This window comes from Winogradskyella ursingii (assembly GCF_013403975.1).
In the GTDB taxonomy this organism is placed as follows: domain Bacteria; phylum Bacteroidota; class Bacteroidia; order Flavobacteriales; family Flavobacteriaceae; genus Winogradskyella; species Winogradskyella ursingii.
In genome coordinates, this window is sequence record NZ_JABFDH010000001.1 from 309,546 (window position 1) to 335,772 (window position 26,227).

The 26,227-nt window shown below is 36.9% G+C and carries 27 protein-coding genes; 22 read left to right on the forward strand and 5 right to left on the reverse strand.

Annotated features, from left to right (window positions below; all coding sequences use genetic code 11):
* Window positions 1-17: 17 nt before the first annotated feature.
* The 22 genes from HM983_RS01465 (at window position 18) to HM983_RS01570 (ending at window position 22,461) form a co-directional block, all read left to right on the forward strand.
* Window positions 18-308, forward strand: coding sequence for a hypothetical protein (locus tag HM983_RS01465; protein WP_218841797.1), 291 nt, complete (start codon window positions 18-20; stop codon window positions 306-308).
* A gap of 21 nt (window positions 309-329) precedes the next feature.
* Window positions 330-1,832: an efflux RND transporter periplasmic adaptor subunit gene (locus HM983_RS01470; protein WP_179343512.1), complete on the forward strand. Its 1,503-nt coding sequence runs from the start codon at window positions 330-332 to the stop codon at window positions 1,830-1,832.
* Between the two features lie 12 nt (window positions 1,833-1,844).
* Entirely contained in the window at window positions 1,845-4,928 is a 3,084-nt protein-coding gene (locus HM983_RS01475) for an efflux RND transporter permease subunit (RefSeq protein WP_115122606.1), read from the forward strand.
* Window positions 4,929-5,431: 503 nt separating this feature from the next.
* Window positions 5,432-5,992, forward strand: coding sequence for a Crp/Fnr family transcriptional regulator (locus HM983_RS01480; protein ID WP_115122607.1), 561 nt, complete (start codon window positions 5,432-5,434; stop codon window positions 5,990-5,992).
* Between the two features lie 76 nt (window positions 5,993-6,068).
* Window positions 6,069-7,334 (forward strand): MFS transporter, encoded by a 1,266-nt coding sequence (locus HM983_RS01485; RefSeq protein ID WP_115122608.1) that lies wholly within the window; start codon window positions 6,069-6,071, stop codon window positions 7,332-7,334.
* 9 nt (window positions 7,335-7,343) lie between these two features.
* Window positions 7,344-7,514 (forward strand): rhodanese-like domain-containing protein, encoded by a 171-nt coding sequence (locus tag HM983_RS16005; protein WP_394340208.1) that lies wholly within the window; start codon window positions 7,344-7,346, stop codon window positions 7,512-7,514.
* A 380-nt stretch (window positions 7,515-7,894) separates the two neighbouring features.
* The gene (locus HM983_RS01495) at window positions 7,895-8,305 is read left to right on the forward strand and encodes a hypothetical protein (RefSeq protein WP_115122610.1); all 411 of its coding nucleotides are present in this window, start codon (window positions 7,895-7,897) and stop codon (window positions 8,303-8,305) included.
* 18 nt (window positions 8,306-8,323) lie between these two features.
* On the forward strand, window positions 8,324-9,106 hold the full coding sequence (locus tag HM983_RS01500) for a hypothetical protein (protein WP_115122611.1): 783 nt from the start codon (window positions 8,324-8,326) through the stop codon (window positions 9,104-9,106).
* 113 nt (window positions 9,107-9,219) lie between these two features.
* The gene (locus HM983_RS01505; RefSeq protein ID WP_179343514.1) at window positions 9,220-9,987 is read left to right on the forward strand and encodes a DUF6577 family protein; all 768 of its coding nucleotides are present in this window, start codon (window positions 9,220-9,222) and stop codon (window positions 9,985-9,987) included.
* Window positions 9,980-11,083, forward strand: coding sequence for a nucleotidyl transferase AbiEii/AbiGii toxin family protein (locus tag HM983_RS01510; protein ID WP_115122613.1), 1,104 nt, complete (start codon window positions 9,980-9,982; stop codon window positions 11,081-11,083). Before HM983_RS01505 ends, HM983_RS01510 begins: the two co-directional genes overlap by 8 nt.
* Window positions 11,084-11,093: 10 nt before the next feature.
* Window positions 11,094-12,512: a hypothetical protein gene (locus HM983_RS01515; RefSeq protein WP_170134712.1), complete on the forward strand. Its 1,419-nt coding sequence runs from the start codon at window positions 11,094-11,096 to the stop codon at window positions 12,510-12,512.
* 1 nt (window position 12,513) lies between these two features.
* Window positions 12,514-13,425 carry a hypothetical protein gene (locus HM983_RS01520; protein WP_115122616.1) on the forward strand — a complete coding sequence of 304 codons (912 nt, stop codon included), beginning with the start codon at window positions 12,514-12,516 and terminating at the stop codon, window positions 13,423-13,425.
* Window positions 13,418-14,194 (forward strand): UPF0489 family protein, encoded by a 777-nt coding sequence (locus HM983_RS01525; protein ID WP_115122617.1) that lies wholly within the window; start codon window positions 13,418-13,420, stop codon window positions 14,192-14,194. The genes HM983_RS01520 and HM983_RS01525 overlap by 8 nt, the downstream gene beginning before the upstream one ends.
* A 417-nt stretch (window positions 14,195-14,611) precedes the next feature.
* The gene (locus tag HM983_RS01530; RefSeq protein WP_170134713.1) at window positions 14,612-14,773 is read left to right on the forward strand and encodes a hypothetical protein; all 162 of its coding nucleotides are present in this window, start codon (window positions 14,612-14,614) and stop codon (window positions 14,771-14,773) included.
* Between the two features lie 17 nt (window positions 14,774-14,790).
* The gene (locus HM983_RS01535; protein ID WP_115122618.1) at window positions 14,791-15,627 is read left to right on the forward strand and encodes a DUF932 domain-containing protein; all 837 of its coding nucleotides are present in this window, start codon (window positions 14,791-14,793) and stop codon (window positions 15,625-15,627) included.
* A gap of 764 nt (window positions 15,628-16,391) precedes the next feature.
* On the forward strand, window positions 16,392-16,736 hold the full coding sequence (locus HM983_RS01540) for a single-stranded DNA-binding protein (RefSeq protein ID WP_115122619.1): 345 nt from the start codon (window positions 16,392-16,394) through the stop codon (window positions 16,734-16,736).
* Window positions 16,737-16,814: 78 nt separating this feature from the next.
* Window positions 16,815-17,195: a DUF6876 family protein gene (locus HM983_RS01545; RefSeq protein WP_115122620.1), complete on the forward strand. Its 381-nt coding sequence runs from the start codon at window positions 16,815-16,817 to the stop codon at window positions 17,193-17,195.
* Between the two features lie 11 nt (window positions 17,196-17,206).
* Entirely contained in the window at window positions 17,207-17,404 is a 198-nt protein-coding gene (locus HM983_RS01550) for a hypothetical protein (protein WP_115122621.1), read from the forward strand.
* Between the two features lie 442 nt (window positions 17,405-17,846).
* The gene (locus tag HM983_RS01555; RefSeq protein WP_170134714.1) at window positions 17,847-18,227 is read left to right on the forward strand and encodes a BfmA/BtgA family mobilization protein; all 381 of its coding nucleotides are present in this window, start codon (window positions 17,847-17,849) and stop codon (window positions 18,225-18,227) included.
* Between the two features lie 11 nt (window positions 18,228-18,238).
* Window positions 18,239-19,270, forward strand: a complete 1,032-nt coding sequence (gene mobB, locus HM983_RS01560; RefSeq protein WP_115122623.1) for a MobB family relaxase — start codon at window positions 18,239-18,241, stop codon at window positions 19,268-19,270.
* 5 nt (window positions 19,271-19,275) lie between these two features.
* Window positions 19,276-20,856: a type IV secretory system conjugative DNA transfer family protein gene (locus HM983_RS01565; RefSeq protein WP_115122624.1), complete on the forward strand. Its 1,581-nt coding sequence runs from the start codon at window positions 19,276-19,278 to the stop codon at window positions 20,854-20,856.
* A gap of 117 nt (window positions 20,857-20,973) precedes the next feature.
* Entirely contained in the window at window positions 20,974-22,461 is a 1,488-nt protein-coding gene (locus HM983_RS01570) for a PDDEXK family nuclease (protein WP_115122625.1), read from the forward strand.
* A gap of 173 nt (window positions 22,462-22,634) precedes the next feature.
* On the opposite strand, the gene HM983_RS01575 is transcribed toward HM983_RS01570, so the two are convergent.
* From HM983_RS01575 to HM983_RS01595, 5 genes are all read right to left on the reverse strand, one after another.
* Window positions 22,635-23,312, reverse strand: coding sequence for a DNA-methyltransferase (locus tag HM983_RS01575; protein ID WP_115122626.1), 678 nt, complete (start codon window positions 23,310-23,312; stop codon window positions 22,635-22,637).
* Window positions 23,313-23,415: 103 nt separating this feature from the next.
* Complete coding sequence (locus HM983_RS01580) at window positions 23,416-23,781, reverse strand: hypothetical protein (RefSeq protein ID WP_179343518.1); 366 nt, start codon at window positions 23,779-23,781, stop codon at window positions 23,416-23,418.
* 7 nt (window positions 23,782-23,788) lie between these two features.
* Window positions 23,789-24,622, reverse strand: coding sequence for a DUF4138 domain-containing protein (locus HM983_RS01585; protein WP_115122628.1), 834 nt, complete (start codon window positions 24,620-24,622; stop codon window positions 23,789-23,791).
* Window positions 24,619-25,548, reverse strand: coding sequence for a conjugative transposon protein TraM (gene traM / locus HM983_RS01590; RefSeq protein WP_115122629.1), 930 nt, complete (start codon window positions 25,546-25,548; stop codon window positions 24,619-24,621). Before traM ends, HM983_RS01585 begins: the two co-directional genes overlap by 4 nt.
* A gap of 53 nt (window positions 25,549-25,601) precedes the next feature.
* Window positions 25,602-26,216, reverse strand: a complete 615-nt coding sequence (locus tag HM983_RS01595) for a conjugal transfer protein TraK (RefSeq protein ID WP_115122630.1) — start codon at window positions 26,214-26,216, stop codon at window positions 25,602-25,604.
* Window positions 26,217-26,227 lie beyond the last annotated feature (11 nt).

Consider the following 26,227-nt stretch of genomic DNA (forward strand, 5'->3'; position numbering starts at 1 on the left):
CCTTTAAAACAAAGATTATGAAAATTTCAAAAACAATATTCGCAATAGCAATCGCATCAACATTTTTGGTAACCTCTTGCAGGGAAACAAAAAAAGAGAGTACAGATGACCACGGTCACGAACACAATGAAGACGGAAGCCATATGCACGAGGAAGACATAGAGCAAGAAGAATTTGAAGTAGGAAAAGATTCTATGGGAACGAAGACTAATGACCACGGGCACGACCACGATTCAGACGGTAACCATTCAGACGATGATTCTGGCACCCACAAACACGATGATGGTTCAGAACACCACGACCATTAAAAACCCAAATAAATACTAAAGATGAAATATTTAATAATTGTGCTTGCCTTTTTGGCTATGTCTTGCAATAACAAGGCAGAAGATGCACACGCACATAATGCCGATGGCAGTCACGTAGGCGAAGAAATTCCACGATTGAGCCATACCATCTGGACGGACAAAACGGAGCTATTTGTTGAATTTCCTGCACTTGTAGTAGGTAACGGAAGTCGATTTGCAGCTCACTTTACCGTACTGGACGAACATCGACCTGTTACAGAAGGTTCTGTTACGGTCAGTTTAATAAAAGATGGAAAGGGCATCAGAAATACGGCAGATGCGCCATCGTCACCGGGTATTTTTTCGCCTGCCATACAACCAAAAGAAGCTGGGAACTATCAATTGGTTTTTGAATTGAAGACGCCAGAGTATTCAGATAAAATTTCCCTAGATGATGTAGTAGTATATGCCACTACGGATGAAGCCTTAGAAGCTTTAGGTACGGAAGAAGAAGATGAAGGAATCTCGTTCTTAAAGGAACAAGCTTGGAAAATCGATTTTCAGACGGCGCCTGTAGTTTCAGGTAAAATCTACGATGTTATCAATACGTCTGGTGTTTGGATGCCATCGCCAGGTTCTACAAAGTCCTTGGCGGCAAAATCCAATGGTGTGGTAGATTTTAAAGTTAATAACCTAACCGAAGGTACAGCGGTAAAACAGGGTCAGTTGTTGATGAGCTTGAACAGTCAAGGTTTGGCATCCAATAATTTAAGTACGGATATCGCTTCCGCGAAAGCGACATTCCAACAGGCCAAATCGGAATATGAAAGAAAGAAAGAGCTATACGAATCCAAAATAGTCCCGAAATCTGAATTTGAAAAAGTAGAGAGCAGTTTCGAGATAGCCAAAGCCAATTATCAATCATTGGTATCCGGTGTCTCGGGCGGAAGCAAACAAATACGTGCACCTTTTGATGGTTTTATCAAATCCATAACCGTTTCCAATGGCGATTACGTAGAACAAGGCGTAGCGCTTGTAACCATTGGGACGCATCAATCCAGAGTTTTAAAAGCGCAGTTAGCACCCAACTACGGACTTGCGATGGGCAATGTACAAGGTATATGGTATCAGGATAATGATAACCTATGGAAAGACGTAACTGATGCCGAGGGCAAAATACTTTCGATTGGTAAGGACGTGGAACGTGAAAACCCTTTGATTTCTGTTTTTGCAGAAGTCAATGCTAACGTCGATATGCCAATAGGAAGTCTAACACCTGTTCAGATAGCGATGGGAAATGCAACACAGAACACAATGATTCCTGTGAATGCTCTCTTGGAAGACTATGGAAGCTATTCAGTTATCGTTCAACTATCAGGCGAAAGTTTTGAAAGACGACCTGTTCAGATTGGAAAGCGCAATGGCGAAAATGTAGAGATATTGGAAGGTCTACAAGTTGGCGAAGTGGTCGTGACAACAGGAGCATATCAAGTTAAAATGGCTTCAATGTCAGGTTCCACACCTGCACACGGTCACGAACATTAAAAACGAAGAGAGATGTTAAACAAAATATTATCAATTTCACTTCAAAACAGATTGCTCATTCTATTGGGAGCTGTTGCATTGAGCGTTTTGGGAATCTATTATGCGCGTACTATGAACGTGGACGTATTCCCAGACCTCACGGCACCTACGGTAACCATTCTTACCGAAGCCCACGGAATGGAATCTGAAGAAGTAGAAAAATTAGTGACCTATCAACTGGAAACTGCCTTAAACGGTTCGCCCAACGTGAGGCGAATCCGTTCCTCATCGGCGGCAGGTGTTTCCATTGTTTGGGTAGAATTTGAATGGGGAACGGATATTTACCGTGCCCGTCAAATTGTAAGCGAACGTATCCCGATGGTACGAGAGAACCTGCCTGAAGGAATCGGTGCACCAACGATGGCACCTATTTCATCCATTATGGGCGAAATAATGCTCTTGGGAGTGACATCAGACAGTCTATCGCCAATGGAACTGCGGACATTATCCGACTGGACCATCAGGCCTCGTATAAAGGCCATTGGCGGTATTGCAAATGTGGTGGTCATTGGCGGCGATTACAAGCAATACCAAGTATTTGCAAATCCTGAAAAGATGAAATATTACGACGTGAGCCTCTCAGAATTGGTAGAACACGTTAAGGAAGCAAATCAAAATGCGCCCGGTGGTGTCATCAATCAATATGGCAATCAGTACATCATTAAGGGAAGCGGTAGAGCCTATGCGCTGGAAGACTTACAGGAAGCAGTACTTAAGGAAGTGAATGGTCAAACCATCAAGATTAAAGACGTTGCAACCGTACAAATTGGTGCAGCTGATAAAATTGGCGATGGTTCATTAAACGCAAATCCCGCTGTGATTCTGACTATTTCTAAACAGCCCGATGTAAACACCTTGGAGCTGACAGACCGCTTGGACGAAGCCATTGCAGATTTAGAAACTACATTGCCCAAAGGGGTCAACATCAAAAGTCAAATCTTTAGGCAGTCTGATTTCATAGATGCTTCTATTAGTAATCTAAATATGACTCTTTTAGAAGGTGCGTTTTTTGTAATGATTATCCTGTTCATCTTTTTAATGAACTGGAGAACGACCCTCATATCTCTGTTGGCAATTCCTATTTCCTTATTGGTATCCATCATCATTTTAAAATGGCTGGGTTACACCATAAATACAATGAGTTTGGGAGGTATGGCTATCGCTATTGGTGCTTTGGTGGATGATGCCATCATTGATGTGGAAAATGTATATAAACGCTTGCGTGAAAACATCAGAAAACCGAAAGCGGAGCGGGAATCGACCATAAAAGTAGTGCGTGACGCTTCAGTAGAGATACGAAGTTCTATCATTATTGCAACCTTAATTATCATCGTATCATTTGTTCCTTTGTTTTTTTTAAGCGGAATGGAAGGTCGATTGTTGCAACCGCTGGGAATAGCCTTTGTAACATCAGTTTTAACCTCATTGGTAGTTGCCGTAACGGTAACGCCTATTCTGTGTTCCTATTTATTGGACAATGAAAAACTTTTGAACAAGCAGGCTGAAGGAACACGTGTGGAGCGATGGTTACAAAAGCATTATGGCAACCTTTTGGAACGTGCAACACGAATTCCCAAAACCATTATCGGCGTAACTGTGATTGCCTTTCTGTTAAGTCTTTTAGTGGTCACACAATTAGGGCGGAGTTTTCTTCCTGAATTCAACGAAGGCTCTTTGGTCATAAGTGTCGTTGGTCCACCAGGAATGTCTTTGGAAGAAAGCAATAAGACAGGTAAATTAATCGAGACTATACTGTTGGATATGCCCGAAGTAGAAGTCGTAACACGAAGACAAGGTCGTGCCGAACTGGACGAACACGCACAAGGTGTAAATGCTTCCGAAATTGATGTGCCTTTTGTACTTGAGGACAAAACAAAAGAAGAATTCTTTGAAGAAGTCCGAAACAAATTGAGTGTTGCACCAGGTGTCAACATTACCTTGGGACAACCCATCGCCCACCGTATTGACCATATGCTTTCCGGGACACGCGCCAATATTGCCATCAAGATATTTGGATCAGATTTACAACGACTGTTTGAAGTAGGCAAAAGTGTAGAGCAGAACATCAAGGATATTGATGGACTGGCAGATGTTGCGGTTGACCAGCAAATTGAAGTACCACAAATACGCATCAAACCCAAACGCCAGATTTTAGCAGCGTATGGAATGACGGTAGGTAATTTGATGGAACAAGTAGATATCGCATTTGCTGGCGAAGAAGCAGGCGAAATTTACGAAGGACAACAGTATTTTGATTTGGTGGTTCGCTATGAAAAACCATTTCGGAACAATATTGAGAACATCAATAAAACTCTAATCAGTTTACCGGATGGCGGGCAAACCACGCTGGGCGAATTGGCGACCGTACAATCGGTAAGCAGTCCAAACACAATCAATCGGGAAGATGTACAACGAAAGATTGTGGTCGCCGCCAATGTCCAAGGTAGGGATCTGCGCGGTGCGGTAAACGAAATAAAGGAAGTTGTGGGCAGCAACGTGAATATGCCGGAAGGCTACCGTGTGCAATATGGTGGACAGTTTGAAAGTGAATCAAAAGCATCACAGCTTCTATTGATAACGGCCATTATTGCAATAGCCATCATTTTTTTGCTATTATATTATGAGTTCAAGGATGTAAAACTGGCATTCGTAGTCTTAATCAATTTACCTCTGGCATTGATTGGTGGTATTTTGATTGTTTACTTCACATCAGAAATCATCAGTATTGCAGCGACTATAGGTTTTATCAGTTTGTTTGGTATTGCCACACGAAACGGTATTCTCTTGGTCTCACGATATGAAGATTTGAGAAAAGAAGGAATCCAAGGATTTCAATTGATAAAGAAAGGAGCATTAGATAGATTGAATCCCATATTAATGACTGCCTTTACCACAGGGCTGGCATTGATACCATTGGCCTTAAAAGGTGGCGAACCTGGAAGTGAAATTCAAAGCCCGATGGCGGTTGTCATTTTGGGCGGTTTGTTGTCGGCGACTATTTTGAATTTGGTGGTAATTCCTTGTGTGTATCAGTTGGTTCTGAAAAAGGAAAAATAGTAAACGAATTACAATTAAAAACCTTCTTACTATGGTAGGAAGGTTTTTTTTTATACATTAATTTTATAATTCCACTCAGCACATTCCCCTACATTCCACGCTTGCCTGCTGAAAAAGCAGGCAACCACTACACTTCGGGCAAAAAGCTTCACTACAAACGTCTTGGACACAATCCCCAATTTCAGCTTTCCATTCCGCTAACCCTTCCCGCTATGCTGGGAAGGAACACTACATTCCAGAGCCAAAATCGTGAATTAAGTCCGCTTTAAATTCTACAAAACAGGATAATTCATTTTCATAACTCAGATAACATTATATTCATATATTATACCAAATTATATGCAAACTAAAGATTACTTACAACTATTAGAATATATATAATTTGAAAGTTTTAATTATTATAAATAACGCTGCTTACGGTAAGTTAAAAACCCGTTATGTATTAAGAATAGTAATTTAGTTAAGGAAAGAAGTACTGAGTTTTTCAGGAAATACTTAAAAATATGGAAATACTTGATTATTTTGATAGTTTCTATAAGATTGGAAAAGAAGCTAAGCAAGAATTAAAGAATATAATAATCGAAAAGCAATATGGTAAAAATGCTATTGTTCAAGATATTGGAAATACGTGCCGAACATTATATTTCGTAAAAGAAGGTGGGGCGAGGATATTTTATTACAATAAAGGCAATGACATTACTGAGCATTTCGCATTTAAAAATGAAATTATTGTTCGAGCAGAAAGTTTATTTACAGGACAAACTACTACGAAAGGTATTGAGACCATTGAAAAAACAATTATGTTCACCATTGATGCAAATGCTTTGTTCAGATTATATGATGATTACCATAATATAGAACGTCTGTTCCGATTGATTTTTGAAAATGAATTTGTCAATGCTATAAGAAGAATTGAGAGCTTTCAATTGAAAACCGCTACTGAACGTTATATAGAATTATTGAATTTTACTGATTGGGTTCAGAAAATTCCACTTAAACACATTGCATCTTACTTGGGAATTACACAAGTTTCGTTGAGCCGTATTCGAGCAAGTCTGACGTAATTATTTATCATTTGTTAAAGGAAACGCAATCAAATAGATTGAACTTTGTTGCACTATATATTTTTATTTATTAAAAATGGAAAAGGTCAAACTTGGATTGAAAGAAAATTGGAAGCAGTTTGCGCTCTTGGTAATCGTAAATGCCTTTGTGGGCGGAATGATTGGACTGGAGCGCGCTATCTTTCCGCAATTTGCCGAGTTGGAATTTGGGGTTGCTTCCAAGACAGCTATTCTCTCGTTTATTACTGCATTCGGGATTACCAAGGCAATAGCCAACTATTATACAGGTCGGCTTGCCAATAAATTCGGTCGTAAGAACTTACTTTTATTCGGTTGGTTAATCGCTATTCCTATTCCATTTATGTTGATTTATGCACCCAGTTGGAGTTTTGTGATTTTTGCAAATGTGTTATTGGGCGTAAGCCAAGGGTTAACTTGGAGCAGTACAGTAGTAATGAAAATTGACATTGTTGGCGAAAAAGACCGTGGCTTTGCAATGGGTTTAAACGAGTTTGCAGGATATTTTGCAGTTGGTGTCGTTGCCTTCTTGACAGGCCTAATTGCTAACAAATATGGTATAACACCCTATCCATTTTACCTTGGTATATTCATTTCAATCGTTGGTTTTATTTTGACAGCCGTGTGGGTAAAAGACACAAGGATTTTTGTTCATAAGGAAAGTTCGACCGACAAAACGGCTAAGCTTGACAATATATTTTTAGAAACGACTTTTAAAAACAAGACTTTGAGTTCAGTTACACAGGCAGGACTTGTAAACAATCTGAATGACGGAATGATTTGGGGCTTGCTTCCAATCATCCTATTATCTCTGAACTATAACAACGAGAATATCGGAATAATTACGGCCATTTATCCAACTGTTTGGGGTATAGGACAACTATTTACGGGCAAAATGTCTGACCACTACTCAAAAAAGGCTATGCTATTTTGGGGTATGCTTCTGCAAGGATTATCAATATTGCTCATTCCATTCAGTAGTGATTTTTATGTTTTAGCAGCCATTTCGGCAATTTTGGGTTTAGGAACGGCATTGGTCTATCCTACTTTTCTCTCAACCATTGCCCAAGCAACAAACCCAAGCCAACGTGCGGAAAGTATCGGTTCATTCAGACTTTGGCGAGATTTAGGATATGCCTTTGGTGCAATAATATCAGGTATAATTGCTGATTTATTTGGAGTTGAATATGCTATTTTCTTAATAGGTGGCCTGACCATTATTTCTTCGCTCATTATCAAATTCCGGATGCCAGAACAAATAAAAACAATCAAAGAATGTATTGAAGTGGATGAAGTAAAACAAGCCTTTAAAAACAACAAATAAATCCAAATCATTGATGTAAGAAGCAAAGAAGAATATGAACAAGCACATATTCCAAGTGCTTTGAATATTTCACTTCAAGAGCTAAAAGAAAAAAAATCTCGCAACTCGATAAAAACTTTCAATTTGTTACTGCTTGTGGTAAAGGAGGTAGACGTTCAGCGGACGCAGCAAAACTGTTAAAAAGCCTGAACTTAATGCTAATTGGCTTTGTGGTGGAGCAAATAACTGGCTCAAAATCAATGAATGATATAAAATACTGTACCCAATAATGGCTAAATATTATTTGATGATCGCGCATACTTTTGAAAATTTGAGTAGCTTTTTATAATAGTATACTTGTAAAGTTAAATGCCAAACTACACAACTACTCATTTCAAAATGGAGGCCGTTGAACAAAGTAAATCAAACTATCACATACCACTCAGCCCATTCCCTTTATTTCGTGAAAAACTACATTCCCGTGCCAACATCGTGAATTAAGTTCGCTTGAAACCCGTCTTATTTTTCACGAAGTCTATTTGTTTTTTAATTCAGTTATATTGTATGAAATTTTAGCTTAAATGGAAAAACTAACGGAAAATAAAACCATTGAATTACTGATGCCTCATTTGGTTCAACAAGGCTATGAGATAGAGAGTTATTGCTTGGGCCAAATGAGAGGATATGATATTGTAGCTGTTAAGAATGACAAAAAATTATTAATTGAGGTAAAAGGTGCAAAAGCACATAAGGATTCGCCAACAAAGCGACGAGATTATTTCAACTCTGGACAGATTAAAACTCATTTAGGTAAAGCAATTATTAAATGCTTAGAAACCAAAGTTGCGTTTCCAAATGCAAAAATTGCCATTGCTCATCCCGAGGATAAACAAATAAGAAAAGCAATAGCCAGTATTATTCCAGAGCTCAATAAGATAGGTATACAGCATTATTGGGTTAATGCTAATGGAACGGTAACCCTTGAAAAATAATTGATTTTGAATACAACAATGAATTCCAAATTATCTTCTTTATTTCATTTCTTGAATGAGAACAGATATTATAATAAATGGGTTCAATCAAATTCTTATAACCGGTTTTTAGCGCCGTTCGATTCACTCGAAGATAAATTATATTCAGTTCTTCATCACGTAGCGAATACACAAAGCCAACCTAAAATTGACTTACTTGCACCTTTTTTTCAGAAAGTATATTCGAATAAATTACAGCTTCATAGTTTTAAGACATTCATCGATTTTCTAACAGATAAAGAAAATGGTGCCTATAATTATGAATCTCTTTACTATGGTATGTTGAGACAAAAAGGGTGGGGCAACAAAACATCTGCCTTATTTACCAAAACCATTTATCACTTACATAATGTTAAGTATGAATTTCAAAATTCAATATGGGACGATGCACCCAAACTCATAGACGTGAACGAGAAATTTTTCTTGCCAGTTGATGCTGTAATTGAAGCAATTTTCCATCGTATTGACCCAACAACTAAATGGAATTTCCATAAAATAAATAAACTGCTACTGCATAATTATTCTTCTGAAGAAATGGAAGTTTGGGATGACCTTTGGTTTTGGGGGTTTATAAATCAACGCGGTTCTGGTCTAACAAGAGAATTTGTTTGGAACGAATCCAAATATTGGACATTACTTGAGACTGAAAAGAATAATGCTGTGATTGAAGAGATAAAATTGAAATCGTTGCAATTCCTTTCCATATTGAACCCAAAACAGCAACATATGTATTTGCTATTATCATATTCTAAGTATGTCTGAATTTAGATAGGTTTAATTTCCAATTATTACCACTTAATCTATATAGTGGCAATAATTTGTTTTCAAATATTCGCCACTTTTTTGTATTTTTGGCAAAGTTTTGATTTTTAACTATGCCAAAGATTATTGAAAATAAACTGATAGAAGCTTTCAAAGACCGTAGTTCTTTTGATAGGGATGCGCTATATAACTTCTATCTGGATTTCGAACCGGATCTAAAAGAAAGTACATTTAGTTGGCGAATTTATGACCTGAAGAAAAAGGACATAATTAAAACCATTGGTCGTGGACTTTATGTTATTTCCTATAAACCTAAATATAAACCTCTTCTATCTGATAGTGTGTTCAAGATAGCCCGTAAAACCAATGAGCATTTTGAAGACATAAAATATGCCATTTGGGAAACCCAATGGCTCAATGAGTTTTCTCAGCACCAGACGTCAAATCAAATGATTGTCGTCGAAGTAGAAAAAGAATTTGTAGACTCACTCTATTACTACCTAAATGATAATCTAAGAATGGATTTTTTCCTAAATCCAGATGAAAAGGAAATTCAATTCTATATTTCAGAAAGTAACGTGCCAGTTATCATTAAACGTTTGGTGACAAGGGCACCCATACAAAAAATAAAGAATAAAAAAGCGGTAGTGCCCATTGCAACTCTTGAAAAGATTATGGTGGACCTGTTTGCAGATGAAACTCTGTTACATTTTTACCAAGGTTCTGAAATGGTAAACATCTACGAGAAAATAATTGATAGATATAGCATCAATTTTACAAAGTTGTTCAGCTATGCCAAGCGACGCAAAAAAGAACAGGAAATAAAGCAGTTTATAAGCAACAACATTCCAAATTTTTTAGAAGATATTCAATATGATTAACAACAAAAGTTTTGAAAAGGAATGGCTGAATGGCTTCCGTGCAAAAAAGGAACATAAGGGAATCGATGTAACCATTCTGGAAAAAATGGTTCTCGCACTATCATTACTCGAACATTTAAAAGTTTCAGGACTCGATTTTGTTTTCAAAGGGGGAACATCACTTGTGCTTTTGCTAAAAGAAGGGAACCGATTTTCTATTGATATCGATATTATTTCGAGCGTTGAGCGTGATAAATTAGAAGAAATTTTGGATGCAGTTGTAGCCAATTCACATTTCAAAAAGCACGTGATTAATGAGCATAGAAGTTATAAGGAAGGTGTTCCAAAGGCACATTACACCTTTGAGTTCGAGTCGGTATATAATCCAAACGTTCCTGGAACCATTCTATTGGATATCCTTTTTGACAGTCCGCACTATCCAGAACTTATAGAATCGCCCATTGAAACACCTTGGCTGTCAATCGATGGAACTGCTACAACGATTACTACGCCTTCGGTAAACGCTATTTGTGGCGATAAGCTAACAGCTTTTGCACCAGATACCATAGGCATACCATACTACAAAGGCGACCAGTTATTTGCAATGGAAATCTGCAAGCAATTGTTCGACTTGGGAAAACTTTTTGAAAATATTACTGATGTAGCAATGGTAAAGAAAAGTTTTTCAGCTTTCGCGAAAGCAGAACTATCCTATCGAAGTTCAGACAAGGATTTTAGTAAAAGGAAACTCAATGAAAAGGATGTGCTATGGGATTCCATAAATACCTGTGCTATTATGGCAAGACGAGAACGTAACCCAACCGCTGAAAAGAAAAAGAAATTTGCAGATTTAAGCTCTGGCATACGAAGCTTTGGTAGCGCATTTTTAATGACAGGGAACTTTAGGATTGAAGAAGCATTGGCAGCTTCGGCCAAAGTAGCTTATTTGAATGCTATTATTCTACAAAAAGAGGATGTTGAAATAGAATATTATGAGAATCAGGATACAAAGGAATTGGTTATTAAAAATCCGGATTGGGCCTTTTTGAACAGATTAAAACGCCAACCCGATAAATCTATATTTTATTATTGGTACAAGGCGGTAGAACTATTGTAAATTAATGTGAATGGAATTAAAGTATATTATAGAAACCTGTGTCGCTATCGACATCGCAATTTTGGGTATAGCATATCCTATTATCGTGGATAAAATATCCAATATAGGCCACAAGTTTTCATCAAACTATCTGGCTAATGCTTTTGAAAATGAATTTCCGCAGACAAAACTTTTTGGGATATTTCCCGGAAGGTCAAGAAGAATAACAGTATTTGAATGGGTTTTGTTCTTTACAATTGGCTCGTTTATATTCTTAATATTAGACCTTGAACCACTTTTTTGGAAGGATAGTTGGATGATGCAAAACTCAGCAAAACTTCTAACACTATTCTTAACAGTATCATTGGTTGTCATTTTTATTATTTGGTTAGATAAGGTTTCGCTGTACAATGGCAAGTCCACACGTTTGCTTACCTATATAATTTCCGAATACCGAAAGCTAAAAAAAGATCAAGATGATAAATACCATTTTAAGATTATCAATGAACTTGCAATATTTGCCATTAGGACACAGGATAAAGGTTTAGAGGAAACATTGGTTAATTTCTACACGGAAGAATTCAATAATTACCGTGCTAACTTCATTAGACCAAGAGAGGAAGAAAAACCTGATGGGTTTGAAAACTTTAAAGTTGAGTTTAATCACGAGTTTCATTATGGTATTAGGGAAATTATAAGAGAAGTTGCCAAAGGTAGAAATGAAGACTTACAAAGTCTCGAATATTTTGTTGTAAGTGGCGTATGGCTAATGGGACAAGGTATTTTTGAAACACCCATCTCAAATGACACCTATAAAGAACTTTGGCGCAATGTTGTACTCATATCAAACAATCCCAAGTTTGTAGGTAATTATTGGGGCACGGCACATCAATACTTTAATTTTGGATTGCAACGAGTCTATGGCACAGATTACAATTTTGAGACTAAAAAATATGATAACCAGTCATTAATAGATAAAAGAGACAACGAAAGAAAACGTTTTTTTGAGTTTCACTTGGCATTAGGAGGCTTATTGATTTATCAGAAAAACTATGAAGCTCTTAAAACATTATTTACATACACACAACACCAGCCACCTAAATATGTTCTGCTGCCTAATAATATGACCGAGATTTTTACGTGGTTCAGTAGCTTTAAAGACGAGTTTGGGAGAGGTTATTACCCTATTGATTTATCATACCCTTTCCCAGGATTGGATAATTTAGGAAACAGAAGGCGTGTTACATTCTACATCTGTCAGTATTTGACATTGCTTTTTCTAAGGCAGTTTACATTGCCAAAATACAATACCTACGACAATTTTACAGGACAACCTACATTACCTCAAGCCGAAGTGTTAGAACTATTACGATGGCAAGAATCCATAAATTATTTCAGGTTTTGTTTAAAAAAGGTGTTGAAAGATGAAAATCTCTTAAATACAATATGATATGAAAAAGAAGGAGATGAAGAAGCTAAAAAAGAAGTCATCAAAATTTATTGATGTTCTCGAGTCATCAATTGAAGAGGCTATTGAAGCTGCAAGATTAAATGCGGATATTGACTACGAAAAAGAATGGGAATTCTATGAAAAATCTAAAGATGCGATTGTTGGAGCATTAGAAAAGTTTGATAGTATTCAAAATTCAGAGAAGGATTTTGAAGGAGAGCCTACTATATCTTTCGGTGTAAACGGTACAATGAATTTATTTCAAAAATCTGCATTTACAACTGGAGATATTCCACATCTAAATGCAGACACGATATTATCCCAGCAGATAGTTTACCAGAACATCAATTATTATATTCCCAATGCGTTTTTATCGGCACGGAAAAAGAGGTATCTTCTTCGTAAAGAAGATTTGGTAAAAGGGATAGAAAAATTAGGTTTTGATGTGGACAGAGATATTATGGTAGCAATGAATCTTAATATATATGGTATCGATGATTTCCAGAACATTGAGGAACATATTACCCGAGTTCCATCTACAGGACTCAAAAATGTACTGTTTGTTTTGCCGAAAGCCGATTTGCCTATCCTAAAACATAAAGAACTTGAGGATAGTGAACAGCAAGAACATCAATTGGGCATATTAGATGATGATAGAAAAATCTATGGTTCTTTAATCGACCTAACACAAGATGCCAATGCGGGACATAGAGAAAAATGGAAAAATTCAAACATTGATTTTGCGACCGATTTAAAAGTACAGCTAACTATAGCTTTTATTACTGAAGTTGTTTGGAAAGCCAATGCTAATGTAGTTCAAATTAATATTGAAACTTCATTAAAAGAACAGGGCATCGTAAATGAGCTGTCTGATATAGAGAAGTTAGTGCCAAAAAAGGAAACCAATGATTGAGTTCAGAAACCCTCATCATATAGAACCACCAGGCGTTTTGAGACAAATTCTATCTCATCCCGTAAATGACACAGAAGTTATTGAACTTGCAGTTTTTCAAGAACATCGTTACGCATTTTTCTATTGGAACAAATGGATGCAAGACAACAAATCTAAGATTCCACCTTGTTTGGTTTCAATGGATTGGCATCAGGATTTATGCTATCCGTGTGAAACAGAAAGAGAATGGCTTGATAAATTGGATTTGACAAGCGATGCAGAAGTCGCTTTGTTTTCTTGGGCCAAATTAGCTGGAAATAACGATGGGCATATTCTGTGTGCGGCATATCTTAACTTGATTGGCGATATTTATGTGCATTGTAGGCAAGAAATGGAACCAAATACTTGGCAAGATGAAGAATTGATAGACACCTATGGCAACAAACACACCATCAAAAAATTCAAAACTTATGAAGGTCTTCAAGATGCGCTTTTGAAGTCGTCAGAGTCGTCCGTATTTTTTGATATTGACTTGGATTTCTTTTCAGTAAATAACGGCCTGAGTGATGGCTCGTTCGAATTCACGTATCTTCAAGAAGAAGAAATAAGAACGATGTTCGATAAAGACCATCCGCTAATAAGTTGGATTTTTGAGCGGATAAAAGGGTTTACTATTGCAACAGAACCTGAACATTGTGGTGGGCTTTTAAAAAGTAACAAATTTCTTGACCTAATTAGTGACATTTATTTCAACCCAGAGTTGTTTGCCCCAAAATGCAATTGGAAATAGAAGCCAAAGTATTAATAATCCACTCAGCACATTCCCCTACATTCCACGCTCGCCTGCTGAAAAAGCAGGCAACCGCTTCATTTGTTAAAAGAGCTTCATTACAAAGGTCTTGGACGCAATCCCCAATTTCAGCTTTCCATTCCGCTAAACCTTCCCAGTGCAACGCGAAGGAACATTTGTCTTGAGCGCAGTCGAAGGGCTACATTCCAGAGCCAAAATCGTGAATTAAGTCCGCCAAAAGTTGATAATATTCATACAATATATCAGCAATTTAAACTCGTAAAATACACCCATCAAAAGACTACGGCATAAAGCCACCACCTACACCAATCCTAATTTATTCCGTTTCCTTTTGAGCTGTGATTTTAACTTCCGTTTGGGTACTGCTCAAATATTGTTTAATAAAAATATACCATTATGAAACGAGTATCCGAACAGTCTAAAATTTCGCTACAAGAAGCTGAAATGCATTATGAAAAAAGTAGTGAAAATTACAGCATTGATAGTGGCGAAGGCCATATAGCTTATTACCGAGATAAATATCCGCAGCATTATAAAATGCTATTAAATAACGTTTAACCTAAAATTTAGAAGCTATGTGTTTACAAAACTTGCAACAGGATGACATATTTATTCCATCAGAAATGAAATCCTTAAAATCTCTGACCCAGATGGAATCCCTTAAAGGGTTTGAAAATGCCATAATCTCAAATGGAAAAATTGTGAATGTTGTGTCTAACGATTACTGCCACATTCCAAATCAATTGTTCTTCAAGAAAGCTGAAGCAATCTTGGTTGAAGCTCAATTTGAATTTTACAAACGAACCGTAAATAGAAATGACAGGTCGTTCATAACAGAATTCATTTTTATCGATAAAAATCAATTTACAGTCAAGAATGAAAATGATTTGATATTGCCTATGCTTCGCTTCAAAAATTCGTATGACGGAAGTGAAATGACTTCAGGTCACTTTGGGTATTACAGGGAAGTATGTTCTAATGGTCTGCACATTTCAGAAGCGCAAATCGAATTTTCAATAAAGTACAATATAAACAACAGCGAGATGGTAATACCAAGACTGAAAAATTTATTAAATGAGTTTATGAACAACAATTTCTACAAAATTGCAGAGAAGTTTCACAAAATGAAGAACTATAGGGTTACTGACACAAAGGAATTTGTAAAAGCTGTTTTAGACAAAACAAAATTGTTCAGATATGAATGTGGCGATGAAAATCGTGAGCTTTCCAAGTTATCCCTTGAAGTTATCAGAGTCTTGAACTACGAAGCTCTACTGCTTGATGAAGTGCCTAATATGTGGTTGGGTTATAATGCATTCAATTCAACAATACACGAAACATTAGAGAAAAGCTTTAGTCAACAAGAACTGTTGGATAAGAAGTTGTTTGATATAATTTATGAAATGGTGTAATAATGATAAAGGTTTGTCCAGTACCTCAAACTGGATGGCTGAACATATCGCGAACGATTACTTCTAATCCCACTCAGCACATTGCCCTACATTCCACGCTCGCCTGCTGAAAAAGCAGGCAACCACTTCATTCCGTGAAAAGAGCTTCACTACATATATCTTGGACACAATCCCCAATTTCAGCTTTCCATTCCGCTAACCCTTCCCGCTATGCTGGGAAGGAACACTACATTCCAGAGCCAAAATCGTGAATCAAGTCCGCTTTTCTAATCGGAAAGCCATCGGCTTGATTTTCTTGACAGGATTTTCGGCACGGTCTTCTTGAGCCCTCACTCGAAAATCCTTAAAAATCAAACCGCTGTCTTACACATTTTAAGGGGTTTATAATGGATAAAGCCTTTGTTGTTTTTCGGGTCGTCGAAAAACAGGCACGACATAACCAATTCTAAAATAAACACAGCTACTTATCTCGCTTAACTGCCGGTACGCTCAAACGCAACTGCGTTTAAAAGAATTGCTAATGCCCTTATGGAACTTGTCAAGACTGCACAAGTTTTAGTGAAAAATAAGGTTTCTACTTCCTTGAAATCCGCCGAAAAAAGGCGAATTTACTACGTCGCAAACACACCTGATTTTACCCGAAAAGTCTTGACAAAACCCACTCTATCCATTGTGCGATGCACAGAAGAAAAGAACAAACACCCCTTAAAATTTAATCTGTTTTAAATCAATAGGGGAAATATAAATCACTTAAATATTTTATTATGAGTACTATTAGAAATCACGTACAATTGATTGGAAACGTTGGACAAGAACCAACAGTTACGAACCTTGAAAGCGGTAAGAAAGTAGCCCGCTTCTCAATCGCTACAAACGAGTATTACAAAGACAGTAAAGGCGAAAAGCAAACGGACACCAACTGGCATACCGTTGTGGCTTGGGGCAAGACGGCTGAAATCGTTGAGAAATTTGTCGAAAAAGGCAAAGAAGTAGGAATTAAAGGGAAGCTAAAAACCCGAACCTATACCACCGATGATGGTAACCAACGCTATGTAACGGAAGTTGTAGCCGATGAAATCCTATTACTTGGAAGCAAGAGCGACAAGTAATCTTTAAAAAGAAAGAGGGCGCACCTGTCGAAAGTTTCGCCCTCTTTTTCATTATTCACACATTTAAATATATGCACAATGAAAGCACAAGTTAACGAAATAAAAGAGCGGTTGCAATATTTTACAGGAACAGAAATGTTCTACCAAATCCCATTATTAAGAACCCGATTTACGGACGGATTGAAATATTTATCAGAAGTCGCTGAATGTTTTTGGCTCATTACGGACACGTCCGTAATTGCAAAAAGTCTGATGAACCGAAGCGAATTTATCACAATCGATTTTAAAAGATTGCCCGAAGAAAAACAGGATTATTCTGGTTATGAAGCTGAGATAATTTACAGCGACGGCAACGATAATATTTTGGAAAAACACGGTTACAGGGCAACCGATTTTCCACTCGATGAACTGCGGTTATTTTTTGTAAATGATACGCTGATGTTGCCAAGTGAATACTAAATTTTGAAGTTATGATTTACATTAAATTTCAAGATTTGAGCGAGGAAAAACAAGAGGAACTCTTACAAGTTTCGAGAGAACACGTTACACATATTTATGGGGAATCCATCCAAAAATATGTTGACGAAACTGGGGCAGATTATGATAGTTTGATAGATGAAGAAATGATTAAGAATTTATACACTTATAACTTCGTTTTCAACATATAATTTCCCAATGATAATTTTAAAACACCTCTAAATTTTAGAGGTGTTTTTCTATGTAATTAATATATAATCAATAAAAAAACGTATCTTTATTTCGCTGAAATTCAGCATTCAAATTTAAGTAGGGTTATCCACTTTTCGACTTTCGCCGATAACCGTACACATCGAAAAACAACATATCGGAAAATCATTTTCCCTGAAAATGGCAATCGGCTCTTTAGCCGGATTGTATGGATTTTTGTCACGCTTACGCGTGACGAAAAGGAATAGCAAGAGGGTAACGGGCTGCGCCGCGTTACATATTCCATTTTCATTTTAATCTATTGATTTTTAAGTACTTAAAAATAAAGTAGATATAAAAAACCCATCGATTTGCGTCAAATGGTCTTGAAACACCAGTAAACAGGGATGGATTTACGTCAAATCTTTAAAAAAGCGAAAGGAAATGGACTCATTCATCACTATCAGGTTCAAACGGAAAACTGCCAAAAGGTTTCAGGAATTTTCCAAAAAGCACTTCAAAACGCACACCGAAGCGATGGAAAATATCCTTGATTTTTTCCTTTACAATGAGATATCCCCAAAGGAAAAATTGGGACCAACTGGACGTACTATGGAAGCTAAGTTACTCAAAAGAATCAATGCAGTTATCGCCATAATGCGAGATGTGGAAAAGACACAAACCAAACCTACAGTCGCAATGTTGCAATCCCTTTTTGTAATGGACGAACCCAAAAAGAAACCGCTCATTTTGGAAAAAAAATATGCTGAGGAAAAGAAAGAAGTACGCTTTCGCGAAAAGCGAAACACCAACAATGAACTTTAAAAATTTAGCTTATGTACATTACGATCACACCTCAAAAAATGGGCGGTAACTTTTCAAAAAGTTCAGCAGATTTTGTTGGCTATTTAGAGAAGGAAAACCAAGGGTTGGAACATCAGGATATGGAACATTTTTTCAATCAATATGGCGATGAAATTTCCGCTGAAGAAGTAGTCAAAGAAATAGATGGAAATACCGCAAAATTGGAAAAACACGAACCAAGATTCTATTCAATTACCGTGAGCCCTTCAAAATATGAATTGCGAAAACTTCAGAACAGTAGCGAAGATTTAAAAACCTACACCCGTGAACTGATGAAGGATTATGTTACCAGCTTCAATCGGGAAATTCACGGAAGACCCATAACCATAGACGACATAAAATACTATGCCAAAATTGAACATAAAAGAATGTTCAAGGGAACAGATGTTCAGATTAAGGAAAACCAACCTTTCGCCACAAAAATACTTCAGCTAAAAACCGATATCCGAAATATTCAAGAAGGACGAGCTGAAGGGAACATTCAAAGAATGAAAAAGGAAATCTCTATACTGGAACGCCAAGCGCCACATCAACAAAATGGAAAACGGATTGTCCAGGGAATGGCGAAAGATGGAAACCAAAGTCATATCCATATCATTGTGAGCCGAAAGGATACATCAAACAGATTCAGTTTGTCACCAGGAAGTAAATACAAGGCATCCGATGTGAAGTTGAATGGGGAAACCGTAAAACGTGGTTTTGACCGTGATAAGTTTTTTGAGAAAGCTGAAAAGACGTTTGACAAGACTTTTGGCTACAAACGTAACTTTGCCGAGACCTACAAAGCACGAAAGGATTTTGTAAAAAATCCCAATCTATATTTCGCTGCCTTGATGAATTTGCCAGCAAACGAAAAGGCATTGGCGTTTAAAATGATAACCAAAACAGGATTACCGATAGTGCCAAGTATTCCAGTCAGTCAAACACAAATCGCACTTCGGATTTTCAAACGGTTAAGACGTGGCGCAGAAGTGGCCATCAAATCAAGTTCCATCGGAATCTAATTGATATGGAAATGGACAACCTCATAACTATACTTTCAATTATTGCTGTGGCCAGTATGGTTTTTTATGCGATGTTTCGAGTGAGCAAGTATGCGCTTTTCTTGAATTTTATAATGCTTTCGTGCTTGGTTTTCTATTTAACTGAAGTGAACGAATTAGTATCGATATTGCTATATCTGGTATGCCCTCTAATGCTAATTAATATAGGATTGTATGTTTTTCTGCATAAAACTGAAAATGCACAAAATAGCGATAGAAAGTATCAAGTCAATTTTGCTACGACTAAAGGAAATTTCAAGTTAGATAATATTAAACGTGGCGCATCTATCATCGGTTCTGCCGGAAGTGGAAAGACTGAAAGTGTGGTCTATGGCTTTTTAAAACATTTCCGGAAAAAGCACTTCTGTGGAATCATTCACGACTACAAGGATTTTGAACTGACCGAAATGGCGTATCCGCTTTTCAAGGATAGCGATATTCCGTTTAAGGTCATTTCCTTCGATAAAATAATCCATAGGGTAAATCCTATTGCACCACGCTATTTAGAGAACGAGGAAAGCGTAAACGAAGTGTCACGGGTATTAATCGAAAACCTTTTGGAACAAAGAGAAAGCGGAACTACTGGAACTACAAAATTCTTTAACGACGCGGCGGAAGGTTTGATTGGTGGATTGATTTGGAAACTGAAAACCGACTATCCCAACTACTGTACGCTTCCACATTTGATAGCAATTTATCAAATGCTCGATACCGATAGCCTAATCCAGTTTTTAGAAACCAACACCACATCGAGAGCGATGGCAGATGCATTTATTAGTGGTAAGGATTCTGATAGACAGACCGCTGGTGTAAAAAGTACATTGGCAAATGCTCTGAAACGAATTAGTACACAGCGCATTTTTATGGCTTTGTCCGCAGACGAAGTGCCATTAAACATTAATAGCGAAGAAAATCCTGCAATCATTTCGGTAGTGAACAATCCAAAATATGAGACATCCTATTCGCCCGTTATTGCAACCATAATACATACGATTACCAAGCAAATGAGCGTGCGCGGTCAAAGACCGTCGTTCTTGCTGATGGAAGAAGCACCTACGATTCGTCTGTTGAATATGCACCGAATTCCGGCAACGCTTAGAAGTTATGACATCGCTACTATTTATGTGATGCAGGATAAAATCCAGAATGATATGATGTACGGCGATAAGGCAAGCAAGGCGATATTAAGCAATCTATCCTATCAGTTTTTCGGCAAAGTTAACGACCCAGACACGGCTAAATATTACGAACGCTTTTTTGAAATTATCAAAGACCCTACGAAAAGCATCAGTCGTGGTCATAATCTCGATTTTGATACGCGGATTACTACTGGCGAAAAGGAAATTCCGAAAATTAGAGCTGATGTGTTTTTTAGATTAAAACAGGGCGAGTTTATTACCTACGCTGATGGTAAGGATAAGAAAGTGCAATTTAAATTGTCAAGAATACAAAGGCAGCTTCCTGAAGAATTCAAGCAATTTTCTCAGGTAGATTTAGCAACTAATTTTACGAAGATATATAGAGATGTAAAAACTATATTTAGTTAACCAATTCTGGTTTCATTAATAAATATTATGATTTCACTATCTTGATAGGATAATGTTATATTTATAATTGGTAAATGAGTTTTAAACAATACTACACATCAATGCTTTAATTGAAATTTGAAAAACGCTGAAGAAATACAAGAACTAAAAGCAATTGTTGAAAAATTATGTGGAAAACATCATTTAATCATACAAATCGCCGAGGATAATTATTTTAAGATATTTACGGATCAATCCTCTGGTATTACACTTTTTCTTCAGTTAGATGAGAACCAGAATTTATCATTTTATTTTCTTCAGAGAACGTACGATGTGTTTTATACTGGCGATAGGTCTGATGCACACGTTATTCTAAGTTTGATGTTTACGGCTTTCTTGAGGTTCTACAAGTCGGGAATTTCTTGTGAGCAATTTGATATTGCCCATCCTGCAGTTCAAGATGAAATATGGGGAAGGTATTTGGTGCCTATTCAAGTCCCAATTTTACACGGAATTTCAACTGCTAAACAACTTATTGAAGTTGTCACGGAAATTATAGAAATGGTTGCATTTTGGCGAGAAAGCTTATGGTATTTTACAGGCTGCCCTTGTGATAAATGTATGAAAGCTGAAAACCTTAATAATTCAAATTACAAGTATTCACTTGAGGATATCGAAGACTTGTTCTCAGATCTGCATAGCATATCCAGTCGTAATAATTATGGGGACCGTGAACGACCTGAATGGGTGTATTTCTATGATATAGAAGAGGAAGTTACAATGATAAAATCAAGTAGCCTCGCAAAATTTCTCAACGCAACATTGCAGTTGCGTACAGATAAAATAGAATATTTGAAAGGACAGAATGGGACATTCGTTCTGAGCGACAATATAAAAAACTTTGTTCACGATGATACCAAATCTGAAATGGATGAGTACTTTGAAAGAGTAAATACGAACGGTAAATTAAAAGGATATCCAGTTATTCCAATGGAAAATATGATTGTAACCGTTATGGATGATTACATCATTGCCTTAGGCAGAATATGTGGATTTGAAGAATATAAAAAAGAGAGAGAACTCATTAGACAGCGCCACAATAGAGAGTCAGAACTTCTGTTTCCGATTCCCCAGTTCAAATGGAAAGAAAAGGTCTGTCCGGATCAATTTGAATTATTAGTTAAAGCCCTATTGGAACGTGAACCAAATGTAAAAAGTGTAAGAAGGCCGGCACCCATAAATCAAGGTGATAAGGGTAGGGATTTAATTATTGAATGGAATGTAATAAATGAATATATGTCCGATACCGCACCGCCAAGAATATTGATTAAAGTTGTAGGGCAATGCAAATCTGGAACATCCACAATTGGAAAAGGTAAGGTTTTAGATATCAGAGATACTATTGAAACTCACAATTCGCAAGGATATTTTTTAGCCGTAAATACCCAAATTTCTGCACCATTAACCGAAAAACTTGAATCACTCAAGTCCAAAGGCTTATGGGTCTCTTGGTGGAATAGGGATGATATTGAGATGCGCCTTTCTAAAAACCAAGATTTAATTCCCAATTTTCCAAAAGTTATAACATCCAGGAACAAAATAAAATTTGTAGACAAAGAAGATTAGTTTTATAACATAACTGTCCTCACAATCTTAAGGACAACCTTTGTTTAGAATTTATAATCTAATAGGTGATCTAATAGGTGGTCAAATAGGTGGTCAAATAGGTGGTGTAATAGGTGGTGAAAAAAGTGATTTAATTGATTCGATTAAATAAAATTTCAAACTAAAACGCGCTATTATAAGTAATTATCCATCCCAAATAATCTTGGTGAAGCACTTGCTAAGTTTTTTCGGCCGTTGTTACAATAGTCAGCTTCAATCTCAAAGACAATACAATTCCTATTGGTCTGTTTACTGGCAATGGCTGTTGCGCAACTTCCGCCAAAGGTGTCTAAGACTAAATCACCAGGTGTTGTGCTTTTTTCGATTAAGTAACTTATAAGGTTAACTGGCTTTTCAGTAGGATGGTTGTTATTTTTGGTCTTTGAAGATTTTAAAATATTACAATCGCGTTTGCCATTCAATTTTTTACTTCCGTTACTGCAAAATATAATCATCTCGTATTTTGGCGCATAGTCGCCTTTCAGATCACCACAACCGTGGTTCTCTTTTTCCCATATTAAGATGTTTTTTATTCTAAATTCTTTCTCAAGGAAAAACTTGAACACTTCCACATTATGCCAAGAGCAGAATACATAAAGATGCGCCTCAACTTTGCAAACACGCTTCAATTCCTTTACCCAATTATCTAACCAATCTAAGTTGTTGTCGTTTGGTATTTTTTTATGTCTTTTGCCTCGCTTATTACTTCTGTAGTTGATGCCATAAGGTGGATCCGTCAATACTAAGTCCACGCTACCATTAACGACGGACTTAATACCGATATTCCAGTCTATATTTAGTATTTTTTGCATCTGTTATACAGATTAGTTTCGTTACAATTAGAGCATAATTATGGCTATTCAGCTCTATTTAAAGGCTGAAATCAATTCAATAAATACAGAGAAATTAAACTGTTTAAAAAGGCCCCTTGTCCCTCGGTCCATTATGGGTTACCTTCCATTGGCCATCTTTTTGAACTAATTTAAATACACCAGGTTTAGGGTCGTAAGCTGTGGAATACTTTATCCAAGCCACATCACCTTCCGTAGCTTCATCGACAACCTTGAAATCGGATTCTGAGTTCTTATCCTCGACAAACATTTCCTGAATACTGGAAAGATTGGCATAGCCTTCTGCAGTAGTGTAATTTTTTAGTGTTGCCTTATCACTGTGATAAAAACTTTCAGCGACAACCTTGGCGGTTTCGGATGGGGACATATTCTTATTCCCTGTACAGGAAATAAATAACAGTAGTAGCGAGAAAACAACAAATTTTTTCATAACAGTATTAATTTGGGTTATTAATATATCTATGCGATAGTTTCATTTCTATATTTCGTTCACCATCCTTTTCGTTCAATTCCAAAATTGCCCTACGGTCATCGGATAATGAAAATTTGGGCAATACATAAACGAATCGAGCCCTTTCATTTTCCTTAATCTTGGACGGCAGATTATGTTTATATATCGGTTCTTGATACAGTCGTTGCAATGATTTTCTTTTCCCTTTTTGTCTCGTTTCAATAGATAGGTTCAAGAAATTCAAATCGTAATCCAACGAAGAATTATTTTCAATCTCGATAACGAAATAGAGTTCATCCTTATCAAAAACAATGTTCTCTACGGTCAAGATAATACCTTCGTTTCGTTTCTTGATGCGCCCTATGCGCTGTTTTCTATTGAGAAGATATGAGCAGAATTTCTGGTAATAATAGTTGCTGTTATCTACAAGTTCTTCAGAAGATTCAACAAGAACCGAATCCTTTACAATCGGTTTTTCATTACCGATACTATTTGATAGCGGAATGAAATAATTGAGCTTAGAAAGCTGTTTTTTATACCTTACAATATACGAAAAAATCGAACCATTTCTATTGACTACCAGCAAATTACTTTCCTTTCCAGGGGTTGCTTGAAGAAGTCCGAAATACTGTTCTTTTTCACGGTTGTAGGTAAATACAAAATTATCTGAACCGGTTATGCCTTGCCGTATGGGTTCTGGAAAGAATAACGCAACATTTTTGGTGTCGTTAGCATAAATGGTGTCGAGTGGTATTGGTTGCTGTTGTGCTTTTGTGAAAGCGGAAATTAACACCATCAATATTAGAATAAATGTTCTCATAATTTAGGTTTTAAGATTAATCTGTAATTGTTCAGGACAGTAACCTTTACGTTGCGGTTACTTCGTCTTAGTACTTTTGTAACACCACCCACCTGTGGAACGGTAGGGATGTTAATGTCGCCAATAATATCGTCGAGAACTTCGGTGGTGGCTTCTGCTCTAAAATTGTTCTGTACATAGATACCTTCGCTACCATCTGACAAATCGAAGGCTTTGAGCTTAGTGGGATGATGCTTAATATTTTCAATTTCAATGAGCGCACGATTGGGCTGAAAGCTGATGAAACCGAAAATAGGTGTATTCTTAGGCATTTTTTTGCCATTAATCGTAGCAGTTTTAGTAAGGCGCATTCGCAATCTGGTATTCGCTTTTACAACTTGGTCGCCATCCACCACCACGTAAATAGTTTCATCTGTATTGCCGATGATTGAAACTTCATTGGGTTTAGGCGAAGCAGCAAAGAACAATTGATGTTCCAATCCCAATTCTTTTGCTTGGATTTTTTGTTCTCTTTTTACTTCAACAGAATCGACAGTTAATACCACTTTGCGAACAGTTTTTTTCTGTCCCAAATTTTGGTATCGCTTTTCTGAATATTGAATCTTGCCTGCTTCATAGATGCTATCTACGATACGCTCTTTTTCGCGTTCCGGAAGATCTGGGTCGTAAAATCCCAAGGAATCAATCAGTTTCTCATCGTAGATGCTTGGTGCGTTATTTTCCCGAACTTTTTTCAAGTCGTTAATCGCATCAAGTTTCGAATCATACTCTTTTTGATCCTCTTCTAAATCTGGCACTAAAGTCTGCTTAAGGTTTTCAGTTTCACTTTCATCATCGCCCATTACAATTACAGAATAGGAAATCAGGAATATGAAAATCACGGCCAATACCGCTGCAAATACTATTTTATTCTTTTCTACTTTCATAATCGTGTTTTTTTAAATGCCGATTACCTGCCCGAAGTCAGGCGGGTCGGCTTTCAATTTTCATCGTTTAGTTTTTTTAGAGTGTTCTCGAAATAGTTGGTAATCAATAATCCGTGTGGGTTGTTCGGGAAGTTTCGGTCAACCATAATCAGGTTTCCGGTGGAAACCAACTCGTAAGTATCGATGATTGAACCTCTATTGATTTCAAAAATGGTGGTCGTCGTAAAACCATACGAACCATTATTTTCAGATATTCTTGAATCGATACTCAGTACTTTTTGAACCAAGGAATACTGAAGCAATCTGTTATACACGCCATCGGCTTTTTTCTGGCGGTAGATATTATCCACAGAACTATTACCTAACCATAATGCCTTTTCCAAATTGCGTTCATAATTACTCGCATCGATGTTATAGAAGTAGTTATGGAACAGATCCAAATGTGCTAAAGCTTCAACCCGAAAATTTTCCTTTTGGGTCACGAGCTTCAGCGGAATGATACTACCATCGGTATTAATGGCAAAGGCACTATTGAGCGCTTTTTGATTGGTGTTAAATACCATCCAAACTGAAAATGTACTGGACAGCAACGCACAGACAACAACTGCCAAAACGATAAACCGATTTAGCTTTAGGACATTGTAAATATTCTTATATGGTGTTTTCATATTTTTATTTT

Bases quoted from the DNA above. Each gene is read 5' to 3' on its own strand.
- HM983_RS01530 (WP_170134713.1), top strand. From the start codon at position 14,612: ATGAAACGAGTATCCGAACAGTCTAAAATTTCGCTACAAGAAGCTGAA.
- HM983_RS01480 (WP_115122607.1), top strand. From the start codon at position 5,432: ATGGAAATACTTGATTATTTTGATAGTTTCTATAAGATTGGAAAAGAA.
- HM983_RS01540 (WP_115122619.1), top strand. From the start codon at position 16,392: ATGAGTACTATTAGAAATCACGTACAATTGATTGGAAACGTTGGACAA.
- HM983_RS01495 (WP_115122610.1), top strand. From the start codon at position 7,895: ATGGAAAAACTAACGGAAAATAAAACCATTGAATTACTGATGCCTCAT.
- HM983_RS01465 (WP_218841797.1), top strand. From the start codon at position 18: ATGAAAATTTCAAAAACAATATTCGCAATAGCAATCGCATCAACATTT.
- HM983_RS01485 (WP_115122608.1), top strand. From the start codon at position 6,069: ATGGAAAAGGTCAAACTTGGATTGAAAGAAAATTGGAAGCAGTTTGCG.
- HM983_RS01470 (WP_179343512.1), top strand. From the start codon at position 330: ATGAAATATTTAATAATTGTGCTTGCCTTTTTGGCTATGTCTTGCAAT.
- HM983_RS01545 (WP_115122620.1), top strand. From the start codon at position 16,815: ATGAAAGCACAAGTTAACGAAATAAAAGAGCGGTTGCAATATTTTACA.
- HM983_RS01575 (WP_115122626.1), bottom strand. From the start codon at position 23,312: ATGCAAAAAATACTAAATATAGACTGGAATATCGGTATTAAGTCCGTC.
- HM983_RS01525 (WP_115122617.1), top strand. From the start codon at position 13,418: ATGATTGAGTTCAGAAACCCTCATCATATAGAACCACCAGGCGTTTTG.
- HM983_RS01565 (WP_115122624.1), top strand. From the start codon at position 19,276: ATGGAAATGGACAACCTCATAACTATACTTTCAATTATTGCTGTGGCC.
- HM983_RS01595 (WP_115122630.1), bottom strand. From the start codon at position 26,216: ATGAAAACACCATATAAGAATATTTACAATGTCCTAAAGCTAAATCGG.
- HM983_RS01500 (WP_115122611.1), top strand. From the start codon at position 8,324: ATGAATTCCAAATTATCTTCTTTATTTCATTTCTTGAATGAGAACAGA.
- traM (WP_115122629.1), bottom strand. From the start codon at position 25,548: ATGAAAGTAGAAAAGAATAAAATAGTATTTGCAGCGGTATTGGCCGTG.
- HM983_RS01555 (WP_170134714.1), top strand. From the start codon at position 17,847: ATGGACTCATTCATCACTATCAGGTTCAAACGGAAAACTGCCAAAAGG.
- HM983_RS01585 (WP_115122628.1), bottom strand. From the start codon at position 24,622: ATGAGAACATTTATTCTAATATTGATGGTGTTAATTTCCGCTTTCACA.
- HM983_RS01510 (WP_115122613.1), top strand. From the start codon at position 9,980: ATGATTAACAACAAAAGTTTTGAAAAGGAATGGCTGAATGGCTTCCGT.
- HM983_RS01520 (WP_115122616.1), top strand. From the start codon at position 12,514: ATGAAAAAGAAGGAGATGAAGAAGCTAAAAAAGAAGTCATCAAAATTT.
- HM983_RS01505 (WP_179343514.1), top strand. From the start codon at position 9,220: ATGCCAAAGATTATTGAAAATAAACTGATAGAAGCTTTCAAAGACCGT.
- mobB (WP_115122623.1), top strand. From the start codon at position 18,239: ATGTACATTACGATCACACCTCAAAAAATGGGCGGTAACTTTTCAAAA.
- HM983_RS01535 (WP_115122618.1), top strand. From the start codon at position 14,791: ATGTGTTTACAAAACTTGCAACAGGATGACATATTTATTCCATCAGAA.
- HM983_RS01515 (WP_170134712.1), top strand. From the start codon at position 11,094: ATGGAATTAAAGTATATTATAGAAACCTGTGTCGCTATCGACATCGCA.
- HM983_RS01475 (WP_115122606.1), top strand. From the start codon at position 1,845: ATGTTAAACAAAATATTATCAATTTCACTTCAAAACAGATTGCTCATT.
- HM983_RS01550 (WP_115122621.1), top strand. From the start codon at position 17,207: ATGATTTACATTAAATTTCAAGATTTGAGCGAGGAAAAACAAGAGGAA.
- HM983_RS01580 (WP_179343518.1), bottom strand. From the start codon at position 23,781: ATGAAAAAATTTGTTGTTTTCTCGCTACTACTGTTATTTATTTCCTGT.